This window comes from Flavobacterium xinjiangense (genome assembly GCF_900142885.1).
Lineage (GTDB): Bacteria > Bacteroidota > Bacteroidia > Flavobacteriales > Flavobacteriaceae > Flavobacterium > Flavobacterium xinjiangense.
The window spans coordinates 193,527-216,555 of the sequence record NZ_FRCL01000004.1 but is presented as its reverse complement, the minus strand read 5'-3'; the positions used below and the strand labels follow the sequence as shown (position 1 = coordinate 216,555).

General features: G+C 31.5%; 13 protein-coding genes. 3 read left to right on the top strand and 10 right to left on the bottom strand.

Going from position 1 to position 23,029, the window contains the following annotated elements; genetic code table 11:
• Nucleotides 1-23: 23 nt before the first annotated feature.
• From BUC23_RS06625 to BUC23_RS06600, 6 genes are read right to left on the bottom strand one after another with little or no spacing between them, the layout of a single operon-like run.
• On the bottom strand, nucleotides 24-5,045 hold the full coding sequence (locus BUC23_RS06625; protein WP_073207372.1) for a T9SS type B sorting domain-containing protein: 5,022 nt from the start codon (nucleotides 5,043-5,045) through the stop codon (nucleotides 24-26).
• A 24-nt stretch (nucleotides 5,046-5,069) separates the two neighbouring features.
• Nucleotides 5,070-7,409, bottom strand: a complete 2,340-nt coding sequence (locus BUC23_RS06620; RefSeq protein WP_073207369.1) for a T9SS type B sorting domain-containing protein — start codon at nucleotides 7,407-7,409, stop codon at nucleotides 5,070-5,072.
• A gap of 15 nt (nucleotides 7,410-7,424) precedes the next feature.
• Entirely contained in the window at nucleotides 7,425-8,261 is an 837-nt protein-coding gene (locus BUC23_RS06615; RefSeq protein ID WP_073207367.1) for an ABC transporter permease, read from the bottom strand.
• A 57-nt stretch (nucleotides 8,262-8,318) separates the two neighbouring features.
• Nucleotides 8,319-9,215 (bottom strand): ABC transporter ATP-binding protein, encoded by an 897-nt coding sequence (locus tag BUC23_RS06610; RefSeq protein WP_073207365.1) that lies wholly within the window; start codon nucleotides 9,213-9,215, stop codon nucleotides 8,319-8,321.
• Nucleotides 9,216-9,264: 49 nt separating this feature from the next.
• Complete coding sequence (locus BUC23_RS06605) at nucleotides 9,265-9,681, bottom strand: response regulator (RefSeq protein ID WP_073207362.1); 417 nt, start codon at nucleotides 9,679-9,681, stop codon at nucleotides 9,265-9,267.
• Entirely contained in the window at nucleotides 9,671-11,437 is a 1,767-nt protein-coding gene (locus tag BUC23_RS06600) for a PAS domain S-box protein (protein WP_167365563.1), read from the bottom strand. Before BUC23_RS06600 ends, BUC23_RS06605 begins: the two co-directional genes overlap by 11 nt.
• 420 nt (nucleotides 11,438-11,857) lie before the next feature.
• Between BUC23_RS06600 and BUC23_RS06595 the strand changes: the two genes are divergently transcribed.
• Both BUC23_RS06595 and BUC23_RS06590 read left to right on the top strand, forming a co-directional pair.
• The gene (locus BUC23_RS06595) at nucleotides 11,858-12,922 is read left to right on the top strand and encodes a hypothetical protein (protein ID WP_073207357.1); all 1,065 of its coding nucleotides are present in this window, start codon (nucleotides 11,858-11,860) and stop codon (nucleotides 12,920-12,922) included.
• Between the two features lie 24 nt (nucleotides 12,923-12,946).
• Nucleotides 12,947-13,822 (top strand): SdiA-regulated domain-containing protein, encoded by an 876-nt coding sequence (locus tag BUC23_RS06590; protein ID WP_073207354.1) that lies wholly within the window; start codon nucleotides 12,947-12,949, stop codon nucleotides 13,820-13,822.
• Here the strand turns inward: BUC23_RS06590 and BUC23_RS06585 are convergent.
• Nucleotides 13,805-17,533 (bottom strand): metallophosphoesterase, encoded by a 3,729-nt coding sequence (locus BUC23_RS06585; RefSeq protein ID WP_073207352.1) that lies wholly within the window; start codon nucleotides 17,531-17,533, stop codon nucleotides 13,805-13,807. The genes BUC23_RS06590 and BUC23_RS06585 overlap by 18 nt on opposite strands.
• A 26-nt stretch (nucleotides 17,534-17,559) precedes the next feature.
• On the opposite strand from BUC23_RS06585, the gene BUC23_RS06580 reads away from it, so the two are divergent.
• Entirely contained in the window at nucleotides 17,560-18,762 is a 1,203-nt protein-coding gene (locus BUC23_RS06580; RefSeq protein ID WP_073207349.1) for a Pycsar system effector family protein, read from the top strand.
• On the opposite strand, the gene BUC23_RS06575 is transcribed toward BUC23_RS06580, so the two are convergent.
• The 3 genes from BUC23_RS06575 to BUC23_RS06565 form a co-directional block, all read right to left on the bottom strand.
• Nucleotides 18,759-21,128 carry a GAF domain-containing protein gene (locus BUC23_RS06575; protein ID WP_073207346.1) on the bottom strand — a complete coding sequence of 790 codons (2,370 nt, stop codon included), beginning with the start codon at nucleotides 21,126-21,128 and terminating at the stop codon, nucleotides 18,759-18,761. The two genes, BUC23_RS06580 and BUC23_RS06575, sit on opposite strands and share 4 nt — an antisense overlap.
• 314 nt (nucleotides 21,129-21,442) lie before the next feature.
• Nucleotides 21,443-21,682 carry a hypothetical protein gene (locus BUC23_RS06570; RefSeq protein WP_073207343.1) on the bottom strand — a complete coding sequence of 80 codons (240 nt, stop codon included), beginning with the start codon at nucleotides 21,680-21,682 and terminating at the stop codon, nucleotides 21,443-21,445.
• Nucleotides 21,683-21,879: 197 nt separating this feature from the next.
• Nucleotides 21,880-22,938 carry a nucleoid-associated protein gene (locus BUC23_RS06565; RefSeq protein WP_073207340.1) on the bottom strand — a complete coding sequence of 353 codons (1,059 nt, stop codon included), beginning with the start codon at nucleotides 22,936-22,938 and terminating at the stop codon, nucleotides 21,880-21,882.
• Nucleotides 22,939-23,029: the final 91 nt, after the last annotated feature.

Below are 23,029 nucleotides of genomic sequence, written 5' to 3'. Positions count from 1 at the left end.
AGATGAATTTTGTTTAAATTTTTTCACCTTTTTAAACTAAAATGGCCTTTAGCTTCTCTTCCGTCCTCTAATTTTACAGTGTACCAATAATCATCTGAAGGTAAAGGGTTTCCATTAAAATTTCCGTCCCAGCCTTCACTATTGGTGTTTATCTTCGTTAATAATTTGCCGTAGCGGTCGTATATAAATATGATCGAATTAGCGTTGAAATTAGCATTCACTCCTTTTACGCTCCAATAGTCATTATAGCCATCACCATTGGGAGTAAAATACTTGGGAAGTCCAAGCACAGCAATAGTTTGACTGACTATTCCACAACCATTTTTGTCATTAATGAAAACTTCATGAATTCCCGCAGGAACATTATTAAATAAATTAGATAATTGGAAAGGCCCGTATGGTTCGTCTAAACTATATTCGTATTGTCCTTGTCCGGTAACATTTACAGTGATTGAATTTATATCTACTAAATCTATGATTTTTATGGTATCTAAATGAGCAATATCCGAAGCGGTAACTTTTATGGTGCGGGTTCTGCTGCATCCCGAAACGGTGCTTACCTCTACAGTATAATTACCTTCAGTATTAACATTTAAAATTTCCTGTGTTTGCCCAGCGATATTAATTCCATCTTTTTTCCACTGATACGTATAATTGCTGGGAGGAGTTCCGTTTTGTACTCCCGCATGGAGTTGTACATAAAAAGTGGGTAGGTTGGAGCAAACTAATTCATCATCATCACCATTTGCATTAATATTAATAATGGGAAACGAATTGACTATGAATTGTAAAATAGTTTCTTCTGTACAGGCTGTATTTAATGGATTTTCAATAGTTACTTTTACATTTTGAGTGGCAGTAATAAATGGATTTGGTAATGGACTGGACAATGAATTACCTTTGCTGTCATAATATTTGACTACCATTCCTACTTGTCCGTTAAGGATTCTACTTTCTATTAAGGAAGTATCAAATTTATTTAAACCATCAGTATCGCTGGGTGCAGCATCATCACAAGCTGGAAGAATCACAACTGGATTAGCAACCGGATGCCTATCTACAATAAAAGTTATGCTCGTTTCATCATAACATGGAATGGCATTATTAGTGTTAGTAGTATTATTTGTAACTCTTGCTTTTATGATTTGTGACCTTGTTGCAAACGAATTTGGGAAAGGACTTGGCAACGGATTGTTGTTTTGGTCAAGATAAGTAACTATTACATTGCTTTGTCCATTTAATAAATTAGATTGTAAAGTACTTGTGTTAAATGTAAAGAGACCATCATTACTAATTTCATCACACTCTTTATAACTTGGAATTGCATGGGCAACAGGAAGTTTTTCAACTGTTAAAGTAACATAATTACCCAATCCGAAACAGGCATTGTCTAGGTTACTGTCTACTCTCACCCAAATTTGTTGTTGGTTCGGAAAACCAATATTCCTATAAGTGGCAGTATTAGTTATTTCATTGGTTTCTGCTAAAGCATCAGCCTCATTTTTATAATATTTAATAGTGTATGCTGAACTTGGAGAAGGAAGAATTGCCTGAATATTAGCCGTAACACTACTGAAATTAAATGTGGCTATTCCGTCCCTGTCATCATTTAAAGCATCTACATAATCATCGCAAATTGTAAAATTTTTATGAAATGTTGTTTGATTAATTTGGGTTGCTGAAACGATTAAATTGATTTTACTGGTACTGAAACATCCATTTGCATTTTCAACTCTAGCCCATACCGCGCCGCTTCCACTTCTGAAAGCTGTAGGTGTTCCGATTTTTAATGTTGGATCATTAGTGTTTGCTCCGTTGAAAGTTGTGAAATAACTGAAAGTCTCATTTATGTAGTTTGTAGAAATAAAACTATTTTTTTGGGTTAAGTTAAAATCGGAGATGCCATCTGTGTCATCATCGCATTGTTTTAATATAATAGAATTGGCTACTACAGGCAATGCCAAAGTTGTTAATGTTGCCGACGAAGAAGTTAATCCGCATGAATTGCCTATTTTATTTAAAATTACACGATATTGATAGCCATTCATTGAGGCACTGACACTTGTAATTAAAAGCGAATTTGTATTCGAATTAGAGTAGATTGAATTATTTACAATGTTATTCCATAAGATTCCATCGGTAGAAACCTGCCATTGGAATGTGTCCACATTTGACGCAATTGTAATACTAACATTTTGTAAAACACATTGTGACTTGTTTTGTGGTTGTGATGTAATAATGATAAGACCTGCGGTGATATAGTTTGAATTGGGTACTGTGTAACCATTTGTACCGCTTTTTACTATACCATTTGTATTGATTGTAATTGGATTGTTTCCCAATAATCCATCAAAATTAGGGTCTGCAAATCCAGCTTCTGTGACGTCATTGCAAAGATCATTATCGCTGTCCAAATCTATGTAGTTAAAATTTCCATCGGAGTCAGTATCTGTAATGGTGTAATTTAATTTGCCGCTATCTGGACTCGTTTCAAGTGCGTCAAACAAGCCATTGGCACCAAAAGAAGATGCTAACCCATCTATAACTCCATCTTTATTTGTATCAATTGCATTACTTCCTGATTCGACCAAGTCATAAATACCATCATTGTCACTGTCTAGATCGAGTACATCATGTACAGAATAAGTGTTATAAATATCATTATCTGTATTAATTTTTGTTAGACCTGGTTCAAAAACATTGTCTAGTCCATTTTTATTGGAATCTATTCCTGAAAAAACTTTAAAACCTTTTCCTTGTGCTTCAATAGTGTCAGGAATTCCATCGTTGTCGCTGTCAATGTCTAATAAATCTGGAATGCCATCAGAATCAGAATCAAATGTTTGGATATGTTCAATAGCAAATGTTGCTTTGTTGCTATTTAAGTCAGATAAATTGCTGTGAGAAAAAGTAAGTGAACTTGTTAAATACGTTTGAAATTTGAATAAACCAGTTCCGGGAATTAATGGAGTTGTGCTATTGAGTCTGAAACGGATTTCGAAAGATGAAAATTCCTTTACACCACTTTCATAAATTCCATCATAATTGGTGTCGATCAATAATTGGCCATTAGGATCGGTAATTGTAATGGTTTTGTCAGTTGGTACGCGTACTATAAAATCTCCGTCACTATTCATATAATCAGAAACAAGCGTTGCTTGACTGGCATTGTCTTGACTGATATAACTAAAATTTAACGATTCAGGCTGATTTAAGTTTAGGGTATAACTTGTTGTTTTGGTTTTACCAGCGGGCACTTCAGATACAAATCCATATAATGGTTTACCCATAATACTACCAGATCCGTTTATTAAACCACTATAGCCTGTGCCTAAAACTGGATTAGACTGGTTAATTAATGAAATAAATGCTTCAAATTGGTTAGTTATTCCATCGTTATCTAAATCAATGTCAATATTGTTATTGGTGCCATCATTGTCAGAATCATCGGGACAATTACTCACAGGTATTTTGTCCGAAAAAACAGTTGAACCGCAGTTCAAAATGCTTCCTCTTACTTGGTAATATCCAGATTGGGTAGGAGTAAATTTATTAGTGGTTGCTCCAGGGATAGCTACCTCGTTAAAAAACCATTGAAAAGTATCATAAGAGGTTAATTCATTAATTTTTAATATCATATTTGGAATACAGGCGGTAGTGGATACCGCAAGTTTATCGGAAATAATTTCTGGTTTTAAATCGAAACCAGAATAGTAACCTCCATAAGTTGCGGTACCATTTGTGCCCAAATAAGAAACATAAACCTGTTTGGTGGATTTTACACTTACATTTCCAGACAATCCATTGACAGAATAATATACAAAACCGGGGTTTCCATTTATAGTTATTGGACTGGATTGGATTGGTGCATCATTTATTAAAACAATGGCGCCAGCTTCTGTCACAACATTTATACTTCCGCCGAAAGAAGTATTGCCAATTGAATCTATGAAAGGAATATTGTCAACGATAGTAGGTGTAGAACAATTTATAGGTGGCACAAAAAATAGATTTTGATTGGCAGGCGAATCTGTACCACCTATGCTTTGGTAGGCAAAAATATTTTCGGAACTGGTAACGTATAGATTATTATTACTGTAATAACTACCATCTAGTATTAAATATTCCCCCGCATTTTTAATAATTGGCGTAGTATTTCCATTAACGTAAATTTTAGTATTGTCTTTGTGTGCAATTAACAAGACACGTTCCAAAACATCAGTACCTAATCCTTTTATAAAAATATATTCTTTTCCCGTTTTTTCAAAAGAAACTATTTGATCAAAACCAACATCTCTTCCTGTTGAAAAGGCAGTAGTTGGTCCTTCATAATTAGAACCACCAAATGAACCAGCGTTTACAACAATATCTTTATCAGAATTTACTAAACTACCTATAATGTTAGTACTGTTAAAGTTTGAACCGTTGTTTTCTATAGCTAAAACATAACTTTCATTTTTATTCAAGGTGAATGATAATGGGCCCGTAATAATTGTTCCGTTGGTTAAAACTGTACCATTAGGGATATTGGATATCGTTATATTGGTACCATTTTCAACAGCTAAAATTGACGCGAAATTCATTAAGCCACTAGTGTTATATTTGTTTAGCATCGCTCCAATTCTAAACTCTTTCCCCAAGGCACTATTTCCTTTCGAAACTAATCCCCCAGCTTGATTATATCCTCCAGCATTTGTTCGTAAGCTGGTATAAATTAAATCGTCGGCTTCTACAATATAACCTTTGTTGCTTAATTTTCCGATAGTTGTATTGGGTGTAAATATTTGCGTATTGTTACCCGATCCAATAAAGTAAATCCAAGGATTATTTTTGCTTACTGAACGTGTAAATACACTTCCTCCAATTTCAATTACTTTTACTTTGACATCTAGTAGGCTAGGGGTAGAAATGTATAAATAATGATCTTGCGGAGCAACTCCGGTGGAAGTTCCAGAAGTTAATGGAGGTATGTAATGTGTTTTACTAAATTGGGCAAAGCAACTTATTGATAAAAAAATAAAGAAAATAAGTAAAGTTTTTTTCATGGTCTAAAAATAGGAAAATAACTATTATCTTTTTAGCGAAAAATGACCTTTTATGGTTTTATTTTCCTCAAAAGTTATGTTAAACCAATAATCATCTGCGGGTAGTAAATATCCGTTGAATGTTCCGTTCCAACCAGAACTAACTGAATTAAACTGCTTCAATAATTTACCGTATCGATTAAAAATAGTTACTGTAGATTTTGGTAAAAGGTCCAGATTTTTAATCTCCCAAAAATCATTATATCCATCTCCATTTGGAGTAAAAAAACGAGGATAATCCAAAACATAAATTTTAAAAGGAATAGATAAACCGCAACCGTTTTTATCATTGGCATAAACTAAATATTCTCCCGCAGCTACTCCCGTAAATAAAGGATTATCTTGAAAAAAAGAGCCGTCTAATGAAAATTCATAATTACCGACTCCAGAATATTCGACCAAAACTGAATTTTCATTTGCTGCAAAATCAGTAACTATTGCATCTGTAATTGTTGCGATTCCAGATGCTGAAACATTAAATTTTTTTGTAGCGGTACATCCATTTGTATTGGTAACTTTTACCGAATAGTCTCCCGGTGTACTGACTAAAATGGAATTAGTAGTTGCAAGAGTATTCCACAAATAACTTAAGAAATTATTGCTTACAGATAAATTAAGTGCACTTCCTTCGCATAAAGGGATGTTTTCATTTTCAAAGTTAGGAGGATTAAATGTGTTTATAACAAGAGTAATTGGAGTAATCGCATAGCAATCAGATCCGGTAAGCACTCTTGCATACAGCGTTTGCTGAAAAGGGATCGTATTTTTGAATAAAAAAGATAATGCGTTTTTTTCAAGATAAGCATCTGCTGAGTTTGAATAAAAAGAGACAAAAATATTATTTCCTATACCAGAAAAATAACCTGACGTAGCAATACCCATTAGATCAAATTGATATATTCCATCACTGGATCCATCATCATCGCAAACTATTATTGGCGCTAGTGGTGTAATGGTTTTGTTCGAAATAGACAATGTCAATTCTGCATATATGGGGCATCCATAAGTATCTAGAACTTTTGCGATTACAATTTGATTATTAGACTTGTTTGTGTAGCTATTTGGGTTTGGAATTGGATTTTGATTTTTTTGGGCATCAATGCTGTTTTCGAAAAAAAACATTTGACTTAAATTGCTATTATTGTTTTTTATGATTGCTTCAGCTTTATTTAAATCAAAAATTGCAATTCCATCCCCATTTTCATCACATTGAAATATAGAGGTGTTTTTTAGTACAATTTGTGGCGTAAAATCAATTTTTATTTCACCTGTAGCAATACAATTGGGACTTCCTAATTCAACTTCAACCTTATAAACGCCAGTGTCAGTAACTTTTAGGGAAGGACCTATTTCTCCTAAAATTGGAATTGGGGAACCATTTCTATACCATTTATAAGAATATGCTCCCGATAGTTTAGTGTCAATGATGAAATTTTCTCCATAACAAATGGGATTATTTGGAAATAGTCGATTAGAACCTAAATCGATTTTGGAAGTAAAACTTCCTGCTTTTATAAAAACAGCAGAGTTAAATGTTGTAGATTCATTGTCGGCGATAACTAGTTTTATGTGGTACTTTTTATTAGGTATTACAGTAGTTTTAGCATTCAGAACAACAGTTTGTCCTGCATAGTTTATGGGACTTGAAGAGGTATTAAATGCTCCAAAAAAAGCATCATTTATTGCAGGACATCCATTTATTCCAAAAGCAGGAGGAGGATTTACTGGAGTAATTAGGGGATGTACATTTGTAGATGAAACGGGCGTGGTGGTATTTGGAATAATAGCTAGGTTTTGATAAGGTCCAGCGCTTCCTGCCTCTTTTATTAAAAAAGCAAAAGCATCTGAATAGCTACAAGGGAAAAAACTCTGGTATTCATTGGACGCAAATATATAATCAAAACTTAAAAAATTGGTTAGAGGTGTGAAATCGAATTCTAAAACCGTTGCGTTTAGAGTAGATTTGCCTAAAACTGTATTTAAATCGGAATCACCTAACCATGCATTGCTGTCTCCCGCAGGAACGTTTGCAACATAAGGAGCTTCTGAATTGGTGCTACTCCAAGTGCTTAATAGTACTCCTTCCGTAAAAGGGAAACTTCCTCCCTGATTATTAAAATAGCCATAACTCCTTTTGCCTGGAGTAGAATTGTCTCCCGTTGCAATTGGATTAGAAATTGAAACGCAGGAACTGTTATTTACCAAAACATTTTCAACAAGTTGTTGTGCGGTGTAGGAATCGTTTACCGATATAGATTGTGCAGTTGCAAAATAGCTGTAGCAACAGATGAAAATATAAACTATTATTTTATTTATAGATTTCATAGCTCAGTAAAGATACTACAAATCTCTATTTTTTAATAATCTATAGGATAAGAAATTGAAAATCAGCGTCCAAGCCAAAACAATTAAAATAGATAGAAAAGGTACTCCATAGTCCTTGTTGTTTTCTATTCCTATTTGCGTCCCTATGGATTTTACGACAGATAGTCTGGAGAATGGTTCCACAATTAAATTCGACATTGATTCCAATGGAAAAAATTGTGTAATATAGCTTGCTATTTTACTGTCAGGAAAAATTTTAAAAGTCAAAATTCCTTTTAAAATACCCTCAATAATACTCCAAACTAAAAGGAATCCCAGCGCAAATGCAGATCGCTTAACTAATATTCCTAAAAATAAACAGAAAGAGAAAAATCCAATTAGTTTTATAAAGTAGGCCAGCAGATATTCTAAATCAGAAAAAACAATTCCAATTTCTGTGTATGAAGAAAATCCATACCCTAAAATCAGGGACAGTACAAAAATAAAAACCGTCGATGCAAATGCAAATAATAAAATGGTCAAAAATTTAGATTGAATAAACTCTTTTTTACTCATACCGTCAATTAAGTTTTGTTTCAAAGTACCGTAACTATATTCGTTCGCCATCATGGAAACTATGACAATAGCTAAAAATAATTTTAGTATTGCAGCGATATAGGTGTTAAAATGCCATATAAAAGGAAAATTAAAAATTCCCATTTCGGCAAGATGAAGTTTAAAAACTCCTAAATCAAACTTTATTGAAGCAATTAATGCAATAAAAGTTAAGAGAATAAAATAAGTTAAAGTCAAAACACGGCTCGCTTTATTTTTCCATATTTTTTGAAGTTCTATTGAGAGAAGTCGTTTCATTTTATTAGAGATATTTTGTAGATCAGATTTATAAATTCAGATTTTTTAAAGAATGGGTTATTTGTTTTTAGTCAATGCCAAAAATTGTTCTTCTAAACTGTTTTTGCGTTTTACTAAATGACTCAGAATAATATTATTTTCAAAGAGAAATTGATTCAGTTCCCTTGCCTCCAATTTATCTTTTAAATAAACCAATACTTTTCCTTCTTCCTTTACACTATTTTTAACCGCTGGATGAGTTTTTAAAGCAGACATTAGATTTTCATTGTCATCAGCTTGAAGCTCAAAGAATCCTTCATTCGCTGACATTCCATCAACCAATCCGGAATATAAGACTTCTCCTTTTCTTAAAACTAATGCATGTGTACATACTTTTTCGACTTCATCTAATAAATGAGAAGCCAATAAAATGGTGGTTCCTTGAGCAGCAATATGCTTGATAATATCGCGAATTTGATGAATACCCTGTGGGTCTAAGCCATTTGTGGGTTCGTCAAGAATTAAAATTTCGGGATCGTTTAGCAGGGCAGATGCAATAGCTAACCGTTGTTTCATTCCAAGAGAAAAAGTGCTGAATTTGCTGTTCTGTCTGTCTACCAGACCTACTAATTCTAACTTTTCGTTTACTTTTGCGTAGTTGATACCTTTGATTTTACAAACCAATTCTAGGTTTTCTTTTGCGGTCATGTAAGGATAGAAATTGGGTCTTTCTATAATTGCCCCCACTTTTTTAAGTGCTTCATGAGTTTGCATGGTGCCGCCAAACCAACTGTATTCTCCAGACGTTTTGTTGACTACATTTAATATAATTCCTAAGGTTGTCGATTTTCCACTTCCGTTTGGACCAAGTATACCGTAAACATTGCCTTTGTGTATTTCGAATGAAACGTTACTTAAGGCTTGTAAACTGCCGTAACGTTTGTTAAGATTTTTAATAGAGAGAATAATTTCCAAAATGTTCGTTTTTGATATGTTTTTATATGACGAACAAAATAGAAATTTGTTACTGCTGATCGGGAAATTGTTTTTTACCAATGAGTATGGATGCTGCTTGTAATTTTTCAGCATTAATCGGTTTCATGATATAACTTTTTACCATTTTATATTTTTTCGACATTTCAATATCAACGGGGTCAATTGATGAAGTAATAATAAATATGGGAATTTCTTTTTTTATAGATAAATCATTAAACTCATCTAGAAATTGCCAACCATCCATAACAGGCATATTGAGATCAAGTAAAATTGCATCGGGTAGGTTTTTGTTCTCTGTACAATTCTTTTTTAATTCCTCTAATGCTATTTGCGGACTAAAAAACGGATTGATTGTTTCGCAAAACTCATTTTTAATAATAAGCATACTGACCAATTTTACGGATAATTGATCATCATCAATGATATAGGTTATTTTATTTTTCATTCAAATAAATTTTAAATGTAGAACCAAGATCTAATTTACTTTCGATTTCAATTTTACCGTCCATGGCTTCCAATTGATTTTTGGTTATATACAATCCAATTCCTTTTGCATCTTCATTGCCATGAAAAGTTTTGTACATTCCGAAAATTTTATGACCGTTTTTATCTAAATTTAATCCCAGACCATTGTCTTTGAAGCTAATAACGGTATAGTTTTCATTCACTTCGTAACCAATCTCCAAAAAAGCTTTTCGGTTAAGGGATTTATATTTTATTGCGTTAGTAAAGAGATTAAGTAAAATACTATCCAGATATGCTGGAACAGCATACACTATTAAATCTTCTGGGATGGTATGGGTTATTGTAATTTGACTTTGTTTAATAACTAAACTTAAAGCCATTTTAGTTTTTTCGATTTCATCTTTTAAAAGAATCTTCGTTTTTTCAATGCTTGTTTTTTGTTGAATAGTAATTATTTCATTCAAATATTCAATTGTTTCTGATAGTTTTTCTGTTCCTTCCTTAAATAAATCAAAATAGGAAAGTTTTTCAGTTGTAGTTTCGGTATTTTCGATTAAATCAACAACCATTGTTAAATTACTGGTGTGAGACCTAATATTATGAGAAACGATATGGGCAAAATTATATAATTTATTATTCTGCTGACTGGTAACATCTAGTAGTCGTTGCAGTTCAATTTCTTTTTCAATTCTGGAAGTAACATCTCGACCTACACCCACAAAATTGATGAAGTTATTTTGTGAATCAAATAGTGTTGTAATATTCAGCTCGAACCAATATTTTTCTTTTTTCTTGTTATAATTCAGAATTGTAATTTTGATACTTTCTTTATCCTGAATTGCTTTTCTCATTTTGGCTGTTGATTGCAAATCCGTTTCTGGACCTTTGGATAGATAGCCTGGTTTCTTGCCAATTACTTCTTCTAAACATAGCCCTGTCAGTTCTAAATAAGCATTATTTGCCCAAATAGCATCACCATTAGGATTTGCAATTACAATTGTATCTGTAGTTTCTGAAGCTGCAAGAGATAACATATTCAATTTCTCTTCTACATTTTTCCGCTCACTGATATCTCTGAAAAAACAAACTAAATAAGTTATTTTATTCATTTTAAACTTTTTACCAAAAGCTATTTCAACAGGGATTAATTTTTCGAACTTATTTTTTATAGAAGTCTCATTTACAACATAATCATCCTTTATTAAGTTGTAATTGAGGAAAAATGCGACCTGTTTTCTATTTTCTAATGGGAATAATTCAGAATTATGCAAACCTTTTAATTCAGTGCTATTGTATCCGGTAAGCTCTTCTGCTCGGGGATTATAATCTGTAATAATTCCATTTGAAGTGTCTATTATAAAAATAGCATCATTAGCGCTTGAAAAAATAGAAGAAAATTTTTCAACACTCAATTGAAGTTCCTGAATTAGATTCTGTTCTTTGGTAATATCCTGGAAAGTACCTAATAATTGGGTCGGAATTCCATCAATTATTTCAACTTGACAGACACATTCAATATATTTGATATTGTTTTTGCCTGTTGTAATTTGAAATTTGTCCTCAAATGAAATTCCATCACTAATTGCTTGATTAATAAGCATTTTGATTTTGTCTCTATTTTCACCTTCTGTGTAAAAGTTAACACCACTACCATTAATAGGGTCAAAGTCTTCAGGAACTTCTAGAATATGTTTAGTTACGGCATCCCAAAAGACCTCGTTAGTTATAATATTCATTTTCCATATACCAATCTTTGCAGATTGGGCAGCTTTGCAGTAAAGCTCAAGCTTATTCGTCATAGTAGGTTTGTAGGTTTAAATGTCTTGGGGACAATCAAATATATAATAAATTTGTATGTTTTGATTTTTTTACCACTATAAAGATGCTTTTGTAGATGAATATGTAGAGATGTAATTCTTAATATGCTTTAAATTAATTGATTATGATTTTGTAATTGAACTGTATTTTGAAAGATTATTTTTATAATTGAGTTTTTTATTTTGGGGTTGGTTTTTCTCTATATAGCTATTTATAAAAAAAGGCCGAATAATATTATCATGTTAACGTCCTAACCTTTACAGGCTTCAATAAGTTAATGATTTTATCCTAACTGAGCTTTAAATTGTTGTAATTTTGTGTTTAATTATTATTAAAAAATGAGTGATCCATTAATGCTTTTAAAAAAACCGTCTTATCCTATAAATAATTCCTTACTGGATTATTTGGAACGATTTGACCGTATCTCTAAAGTACCCATTTTCTACGATGATTTGTTGCGCTTTTCAGGTTCCATAAATGTGTATGATAAACACGATCAGGATACTTTATGGGTTAGGGTGTATTACACTGAATTCGAAAGAAGTGAAATTGATTTGACTTTAATGAAAATCTATTCATTGTTGCATTCTGATGGTAACTTAGGGATTATTAAGTTTTTGAATGTGGATTCAATCGACTATTGCACTTTTGGAAATTCTAAACCTTTTCGAATAAAAGTAAGAAATATTTTAAATGATAATTACACGCATTTTTATATTAAGCGGGCAGATGCGTCCCGTGTTTACGGCTTGGAGTTGGAGCATATTTTGTCACCGGATAAGATAAATTTTTTAGTTTACAAAGATACTTTGATCGAAGAACATATTATGGGAATTGCGGGAGATGTTTTTATAAAAACGCTTCTCGCTGACTGTACTGAAACAGAAAAATCACAAATCGCCAAAGAATTTGTTAAGTTTAATGAACGCTGTATGATACGTTTATTAGGGGATATGCGTTCTTATAATTATGTCATTATTCCAATTCACGATTTTGATCAGGTGGTGTATAGAATTCGTGCTATTGATTTTGATCAACAATGCTTTGAAGGAAATTTTAAGGTCTATCGTCCGCAGTTTTTTAAAGAGAATTATCCAATGGTAAAATTGGTAAAAGACAAACTTCAACATAGTTCGATAGAACAGTATAAAGATGAAGAGCGGGCTGTTTTAGCCAAAAGAATACATTCTGCCGAAAATCGTATCAAAAGACTATTGCAAATAATGGGGTCGGATGTTATTTCGACCGATGAACATTTGAATCAGCTGAAATTGGAACTGTATAGTTATACCAATGATTTGAATTTTAAAAAAGCAAAGTCGATGGGAAATGTCATGAGTGCCGCATTTGAATTTATAACCAGAAACTTTAAAAACACCAATTTATTTAACACCGGATTTTAATTTGTTTAATACACCATATTGATTATGAAAAACTACATTTTGTTATTAGCTTTATTTGTTTTATTATCTTGTCAACAGTCTTCTAATTCATTAAAAAAGATTTTTTCCTTACCAAAAAATTTAAAAGAAGTGTCTGGAGTTAGTTATTCCCCTGATAATAATATGTTATGGACACTTGAAGATAGCGGTAATGCAAATGCAATTTATGCTCTAAATAATTCTGGGACAATTGTAAAAACTGTAACAATCGAAAACACAAAAAATATTGATTGGGAAGATATCACAAAGGATAAAGCAGGTAATCTATACGTGGGTGATTTTGGAAACAATGAGAACATACGTCAGGATTTGTGTATCTATAAAATGGATAAAAAATCCTTAGATAACGGAAATGCCATCCCAGCCTACAAAATCTCATTTGCTTATCCGCAACAAAAAGAGTTTCCGCCTAAAAAGTCGGCATTGCTATTTGATGTAGAAGGTTTTTTTGAGTTCAAAAATAATTTTTACCTTTTTACTAAAAACCGCAGTAAAGGCTTTGATGGCACCAGCTATTTATACAAAGTGCCAAACGTGGCAGGTTTTCATCAAGCGCAATTTTTGGGAGAATTCAAAACATGTGACGATTTCAATCATTGCGCCATAACGAGCGCAAGTATAAGCCCTGATGATTCTAAAGTAGTTGTTTTAAGCCACGACAAAATTTGGCTTTTTGAAAATTTCACAGGAGATAATTTTCTCAAAGGTATAAAAACACAATTGTCTTTAAACCATTTTTCTCAAAAGGAAGCGATCTGTTTTAAGGATAATGAAACTTTGATTATTGCGGATGAAAAAACAAAAAAAATAGGAGGAAACGTTTACGAAGTAACTCTCAAAAAACTAAAATCCAAATCCTAAACCAAATGCAAGTCGAGCTATTTCATAAGCACTTTTGAAATAAGTAATTCGAGCCGTAATCACATTTAATCCGTTGAGCCATATTCCACCACCAAAGGATTGGTGCCATTTGTTTGATTTTTCACCGTCTAACCAAACGCGACCATAATCAAAACCAGCTAAAATACCGTAGGACATTGGGACAATCGTTTTGTTTATTTTTCCTATATTCCAGCGGAGATCGCTACTTTGAAAAAAAGATTGATTGCCTAAAAAACGTTCGTTTCTAAAGCCCCTTAAATCATAATCACCGCCCAGTGTTGCTCCTTGATAAAACTCAAAATTATTATTAAAAATAGCTTTTCCTTTTAATAAAGTTGCTACGACCAACTTTCCATTGGGATCAATCTTATGATTAAAATTTAGCTTAGCCTCAAAGGAAGGAAAATTGCGACTGATGTCTTCTAAATTAATTTTCCACCCAGCATCAAAGAAAACCCCTACGCCATTAGTAGGAAATGATGCGTTATCGTAATTTTCATAACTGTATTTTAAGTTGATACCTGCAAATTGTTGATTTTCGAAAACACGACTATTGACAGCGTTTGGAACAGAAATGTATCTATTTTCTGTTCTTTCAATTTCGATATTTTCAAAATTAGATTGAACTGTTAACAAACTACCATAACGTCCTTTTTTTTTTATCTGCGGAGATACCTTCAACATTCTAATGCGAACACGATTGTAATCCAGCCCAAAAGTATCGTCATTGTTACTACTTTCATTACCGCTTCCAAAATAATTTATTGCAAAATTAGGACTAGTGAATAGGAATGCGAGATTAAAATCCCATAGGCCTACTGCCTTCGGGATTTCAAGATTATAGTTTAATTCGAAACCATTTGTGGCAAAAAAATAATTAGCATTAATAGAATGTTTTTGTGAATATGGATTTTGATTAAATCCATTTACCACATAATTAGTCGTTACCCCTAGTTTAATTCCATCATCGGGGTTAAACCCAATAAGAGGTAATCCTGAAAACGCATTATATTTAGGTTTTTGATAATTGTACAAATTCGAAATGTAATCGTCAGTTAATATAATTTTAGTTTTATCATTGACAGAATAAGTATTTTCTTTGGTTGCAAAATCAAGTATTTTAATTTTTTTACCGTTTTCAATATTGTAAACATCATGGTTCTGTCCGCCTATTAGTCTAATTTTTATATTTGATTTGGCATTTCCTTTTACTTCAAATACATCATCATCATCTAAACCAAATATCCAGATTTTCTTTGTTTTACCTCCGTTATACACTTTGCTAAAAGCTAATTCAGAGCCCTCTTTTTGTAAACTATAAACTTCAATTTCTACCTTGTTTTTTGATATATGATTGATTACAAATTTATCTTTTTTATTTGTTCCCACTATTAAAACAGTTTTTTGCAAAACTTTAAAATAATCAAAAGCAAAATTTTCCAGTTTAGCTTTTCTTAATTTCAGTTTTTCTTTTATTCCTTCAATAGTTTCATCTTGAACTTCTTTAGGTAAGTTTAAAAAAGCATTGTCAATAGCTTCATCAGTGAGGTTTTCCTTGATATATTTTGCCTGAGTAACCCATTCTTTTTCTGATGAAGTTCTCAAAAACGCCAAGTCTAACGGATAAGCTTCCTTATTAAACCATTTTATGTTTTTAATATCATCTTTGAAAGTTTGCATATGGCGTAAAGCTGCTATTTTCATCAAAAGAGAAGTTAATATACCATCATATTTTGAGAAAGCCTGGTCTCTATCTCGTGGAATAGGTTTGTAGATTACTTTTTCTCCTTTTTTATATTCCCCCCATCTCCATTGGTCATAATGTCTGTCCCAATCTCCAATTAGCATATCAAATAAGCGTGCCTTAATATAAGAATCCTCATCAACGGAATACTTTTGATCTTTGTGGATATTTTCTAATAAATCGTCAGTGCTAATTATGTCATCTGGTTTACCAAAATTTTTCAAGTCTTTTTGTGACTTATCAGGTCTCTCTTCAAACATATACAATTCATCACCAAATTCAGTATTATAATTTTTTAAAGCATTTTGTTTAGGAATATAATATATCACGGGATTACTATGAGATATTTCAATCTTTTCCGCTAGGTTAGCTATTGCAAAAGGCGTGTAGGGGTGAGCCGTGGTATAAAAATCGTATAAAAAATCTTCTGCAAAGGTGTTTTTAAATTTATCCTCTACATATTGGTCTTTAAATGCGACCGCTTGTAAGAACCGTGAAGCACTTTTTTTCAATGCTCTCATAACATATTCTTTTCCGTCTTTATTTTCAAGCTGTAACGAAATTGATTGATGACCACCGCCTGCTTTTTTTGGAGTCATTCCACCCATTAAAGTGTCTAATGAAACAGTTTTAGCTTCAATTTTAGTACCGTAATATTTTCTATAGTGTTTACCTAAAAATAAATTATGTAAAAAATTTTTCTTAACCATTCCATCAGAATATACGGATGACTTTGTAGTTGCAGGAAACGTAGTTGGGAAATTAAGAACGACCGTCGGCTTGGGAACCTGTATCGTCTTATTTAAAAGAAGCTTTGATTTCTCATTTTCTACACCATAAAAAGAAACGATTGCTTTTCCTGTATTATAAACGTCTAAAGAGGCAAACCCATTGTTACCGTATGAAAAGTCATTTGAATTATCAATTTTTGCGGGTTCAATTTTAGATCCAGATCCACTAATAATTTGTTTGATCTCTTCATTTTGTATGTATTGCAGATTGTGCTCATGTCCAGAAACCACAATGATATTATCCTTTCCTTTTATAAGAGCCTTAATACGGTTAGCATAAAGGATGTACTGTTTATTTTGAACATCTTGAGGATTAGTTCCGGATGTTTCCCTAAATAAATTGATTAAAGACCCAATAACTGGTAAAGGAATTTTTTGTTGAAATGGGAATAAATTCTTTTTTAATGAATACTGCCCACCATGACTTCCATTACTCATTAACGGATGATGTAAGGCAAGAATAATGGTTTTGTCTTTGTTTTTATTGATTAAACTTTCTAACTCTTCTAAAAATTTTTCTCTGGTTTTAATGTCACATTCATCATTTATAGTAGGAATTCTGTCCCAATCCTCCAAAAACCATTGGCTATCAACAGTAATTAGTGAGACGAATTTATTTACTTCGAGTTCCTCAATAGCGCAAGTTTTTCTGGGTAAAAATGATTTTTTATCTTTTAAATAATCAGTAACAAATTTTTCTTCTCTTTCATGACCTTTAATTCCGTTATACCAATCATGATTACCTGGAATAAATATTGTTTTTCCTTTGAAGTTTTTTGATAATGCCAGTTGATTTAATAATATGGTTTCGGCTAATTTTCGCTCTTTTGTGTTACTCTCACTAGGCATTCCATAAGGGTAGATGTTATCTCCAAGAAAAAGAAGTGTTGCATTTTTATCGGATTTAACTAGCTGTTCTTCAAGTAAATTAAGTGTTTTTATGGAGTTTGGTTCATTTGCATTACCGGCATCGCCAATTAGAAAAAAAGTATGTGAAATTTTTGATGTGTCAGGCTCTGTGGTCACGATACTTTTTTTCGTATCCGATCCATATTGCGCAGTATGTGTTGCACAAGCCTGAAGCATTAAAAGAGGAATAAATAAGTAAAAATTTAATTTATTTAAGATAAAATGATTTTCCGGAAACAATTTCATATTTTAGGGGTGTAAATATATTTTTTATGAATCTGATAGAACAAGCTGAGCAATATATTGAAAAATTATTCAAAGATAATCTTTCTTCCTCATATACATTCCATAATTTTAATCATACTCTGAGCGTAGTAAATGGAGTGGAAGAAATTTCTGCACATGAAAACTTAAGTAACATAGATAAAGAAATGCTTCTTATGGCTGCATGGTTTCACGATGCGGGATATATCAATGGCTCATTAAATCATGAGAAATTAAGTATTACAATTGCTTCTAAATTTTTGAGAGATAGAGCGCAATCAGAGGAGTATATTTCAAAGGTTTCAAATTTAATTACCGCAACAACGTTTAATTACATTCCTATTACTACTTTTGAAAAAATTATCAAAGATGCTGATTACGCACATTTGATAAGTAAATCATACAATATTACCTGCGACCATTTACGAAAAGAATGGGAGATGGTAGAGGAAATTTTTTATAATGATTTAGAATGGGAGGAAAGTAATTTGCAATTTTTAACAAAAGAGCATACCTATTATACTGATTATGCGTTGGCAAATTGGCAAATATTGAAAGAGAAAAACATAGAAGGGGTTCAGAATAAAATTCAAAAAATTATAAACCAAATGCAAGATCCGGAAAAATCTGATAAAGAGAAAAAAAAAGAGTTAAAAAAGAAGTTGAAAATTAAAAAACCAGAAAGAGGGATTGATACTTTATTTCGCGTTACACTAAGCAATCATACCAGACTAAGTGGTATTGCTGATAGTAAAGCTAATATTTTACTTTCTGTAAACGCAATCATCATATCTATTGCACTTTCATCAATAATACCTAAACTGGATAGTATTACCAACAGACACTTAATTATTCCGACTTTTATTATGTTGATATTCAGTGTTGTTTCAATAATATTTGCAATTCTTTCAACTCGTCCGAAAGTGACAAGCGGCACATTTACTCGAGAAGATATTGTTGACCAGAAAGTTAATTTACTTTTTTTTGGTAATTTCTATAAAATGCCTTTAGAGGAATATGAATGGGCAGTAAATGAAATGATGAATGATAGAACTTATCTTTACAATTCCATGATCAAAGATTTATATTTTTTAGGATTAGTTTTAGAGCGAAAATACAAGTTGTTGAGAATTACTTACAATATATTTATGGTTGGAATAATAGTTTCTGCAATAGCTTTTATTATCGCATTTAATATATCCAGATTTTAATTCAGTTCATTTAATAATTCTTGATATGTTATTTTCTTTGAGAGTGCTTTTTTGCCAACATTGATTACTTTTACTCTGAGCGCTTTTAGACCAGAAACGCCTTGTAATTCTTCAACGTCAAATTTCTCTATTTTAGGATCAAGTATTTTTTTAAATTGAAGAAATTTGATGTATTTCAAATATTCAGCTTCTTCATTACTGTGAGAATAGACAATTGTAATTTTCTCTTTTTGGGTGATTCTTTCTTCCGTCCCTTTAATGTTAGCTTTATCGATGCGTTTTTTTACAACTTCGTATCTTGCATTGTACGTTCCATCAACATCAAATCGTTTTTCATCCATTCTAAAACGTATTGTTAGAGCAGAGCTAAAAACTAAAATTAAAGAGGTTACTTCAAGTTTATATGGAAGAACAGATTTAATTTGATGGTGTTCTAATTCCATTTTGCACAATGTTTGTAATTGCCAAAGCCTTAAATTGTTTAGATACATTGCATCAAAAGTCTGCAAGGGAGAAATAGAAGCTCCTATATATAAATTGTGCTCCACGCCATCCGTTTTAAATCTCTCGTAATAATGAGGGAATATTTTTTGCGCTTCTTTTTGCTCCTTATCTAGAATCGAAGTCATTTTCTTATTGACAATTGACATTGCATCATCAAATTTCCTTCTGGAGTGATAAAACAGCTGTGTTTTATCATCAAGATCTGCAAAATATTTGTCTATCAATGCTTTATTTTCGTTGTCAATAGTAGATTTAGTAATGATAGGATTTATTTCCTTTTGAATGTAATTTTGAATTTGTTGTTCTGTATCTGCTTTTAAATCTAAATCTAAATCATCAAAGTAAGATTGCATTTCAAATTTTCTCTGGTCTAGCAACGGTAATGTACTATTCTCTTTTAAATTTTCGAAGATATTAATAAGCGCTGCAAGTTGATTTTTTAAATCTTCTTTTACAGTCTCATTTCGATGTTCAGACGAACCTTTTATATCAATTTGTCCATACAAAGGGTAAACTTCTTTAAATACAATTTCTTTAAAAATATAATCTTTATTTGGGTTATAAGTTTGATTGTACTTCTTAGCCTCTTCCCTAAATTTCCAATATACACTGGAATGAATAGAAGTATATTCTCTTTGTATAACGGCTTCAATCTGGTTTTGTAATTCAATGTTGTAACGGTCTAAGGTATCAACAACATAGGGCAATAGTAAGTCTAAATTATTAGCGTTGACACTATTTAATTCATTGGGAGTGGAGGACACTAATTCTATAATTCCCAGTAATTTGTTGTTTTTAAGAACTGGTGCTAGGATACAACTTTTAATGTCTTGTTGTAATAAATGAGTACCAAGTTTCTCATTTCCTGGAATTCTAGAAAATTTATTGATATTTGATATCGCAAATGTCTTCTTCTTTTTTAATAATGTCTCTACGGTTGACCCAAAAATAGTATCGTTGCATTCCTCCAGTTCATTTCCAAAAAGGATAAAGCTACCAATTTCATTTTGATTAAAAAGAGGTCTGGTGAATTTATCGTCTTCCTCATTATAAACAATTAATCCTACTTTTAAATCTGCGACCTTAAAAATAGATCTAAATATTGTTTCTAAATTTTTATTTATATCCGAGTACTCTGTTTCAGATTTTAATAGATTACTTTTTAGTTTTGATATGGCACTTTCAATAGTTGCATCAAATAGCACAACTATGGCAAATCCTTTTAAAATCCAGCTTTCTTTGGGAAATTTTTCTTTCCATAAATCGATATCATCGTAATTATCCATTAATAATTCAATATCCTCAGTAGTTAAAGAAATTGATTTTTCAGTAGGCAGTATATCTATAAAATCAGCATTATATAAAATACGATAATGCTTCAAGATACCATTAGCATCAGGGATGTCGTAAAATAAAGGCTTGCTGAACTCAATTTTTTGATTGTAATAACTATTTAATATGAGGCTACAGCTCATTATATAGAACTGATTTTCATCAAAATTCCTAATGCTCATATCAAATTTCCCACCTGCATCTTGCAATATTTTATTAAATCGCTCCGAATAATTGAAAGTAAAATTCTGAAACGGGATGGTTATCGCCTTAATTTCGTTATTTGTTAAAGCAGTAGGAAATAAATCTCCAAGTAATGATTTAATAAGTTTTTCATTTTTTTTAATTAAAGAAAAATTTTTAATTCCCGTCCTAAATTCAGGAAAAGGCTCTATTTCTTTGATTAATGCTGATGCATAATTAACTTTATGGTCCAGTTTTTTTTCTACAATTTCTTCTAAAGTTTCAATAAGTTTATGAAACGAAATAAGGGTTTGGAATGGGCTATTTTTAAAAAAATTATGAGTCATTTTTTTCTTTACTTAAAATGCAAATTTACTAAATAAGGGAATTTAAGTTACTGATTTTGTATTTTATTTTAAAAAATAACAACTTTGTAATTATAGCAATATAGTATTGAATTGAAGTAACATAAAACAAAAGATCTTAGAAAATAAAAAGCCAGTTAACGGGAATGCAAATTAGTTCTAACAGTCTTTTTTTCTTTCATTTTTTGTTTAAAAATGATAATAGATTGGATTAATAATAGGATTAGCATCTTTGTAGAGTTTAGGTAGGTTTTAGGAGTACGCAGAAATTAATTTGTAAAATCTCTATTTGAAAATTAAACTAAATGAAGCTTTTTATTATGAAAACCTATCAGGGTTTCATTTATTTCCTTTAATTCTGGTGTGAGAAATGTTTTATGTCCATTTTCATCGTTAGTTAATTCGATTTGACAAACCGTACATTTATATTCTTTAAAGTGGTCTGTTACAGTTCTAGTTACTATAAATTTATGTCCAAGCAATAAACACAAAATTTCTTTCGTGAGAAATTTTTTTTTGAATTCAGTTGTAATCATAATAGTAGGATTTGGGGGGAGCTAAATGTAACTAATAACTGCTGAAACGACTAATAAAATCGATTAAAAGCATTATATTTCAAATAAAACATAATAAATCTTACAAAAATTTTTTTTTATAATTTGAAATCAAAATAAATCCTCAATTACGAAAGTAGTTGAGGATTGCATCTTTATTTCTTGAACAATAGTATATTCTAGCTCTTCTCTTCTTTGTTGAAATATACTAAGTAATAGTACATTTGCTTTTCTTCATCCCAACCTTTTTCTACATATTTTTCAGCACTTTCAGGATTGATAAAATCCATTTTTATTTGAATATGAGTATCTAAATTGATGACATTTTTGATTGATTTTCTTGCGTCAGAAACAGCAGCATTAGCAATCGGGAATGAGGTTACATCTTCAATGCTGTATTTTTCTCCTTTGTCTATTTTATAGTTTTTGAACTCTGGAATCAAATCTGGATTGTCTAAAACTTCATTTAAGAAATTAGTTTCTTCAAATTGATCATTTTTTGCAAAATAATTCACGGAACGATTCATAAACATCACCTCTTCTTTCTTGTCCTCTGCTGGGAAAACAACGTCTTTGGCAAAGTTCTGGCAAAATTTCAAATATTTTTTAGTAATGAAATTTTCGTCCTCAAAAGCATCTACAGAGAGGAAATGTTCCAGCCAATATCTTGCATCATATCGGTTACTGTCAACAGTTAGGATTTTGTATCCTTCTTCTTTTTTATAATTAAAAATGATGCAACCTTTATCTAACTTGTTTAAACTTACACCTTGTTGTAAAATCATTTCTAAGTGTGTGGCTTTTTCTTCAAATTGTAAAAAATCAGCTTGTATCTCACTTTTGAAGATTCCAATGGCATCCACTACATTATTGTCAATGCTTACGTTTGTTAAATACGTAACATATACTTCTCCATTCTTGATGTGCGGGTGATTGGATTGCTCAAATAAATGCTGTGTTATTTTTTTTGAAGTTTCGTGAATAGTAGATGGATTCTCAAAAACTTCCGATGCAAATTTGAACATGTCATTATAATCCAAATCGATTTCATGGGCAAACTGAAAATAGTTTTCTTCTTTTTCTCTAAAAGGTTTAAAGAAAAATTCCTTCATCAAGGGAACAATTTCATCATTTAAATTAAATGGCTGCTCTGATAAAAAAATGGCTTCGTTTCTACTTTTATTTCCAACTCTGTGAATCGATAAGTTTTCGATATGCGTATTATACAGATTGATCATATTTTTTATTTTTTTATTTTAGATGAGAGAGCCAAGATAAATGACAATTTTTAAGTCTTTCATCTTGGCTCTTGATGCTTAGTCGCTTTGT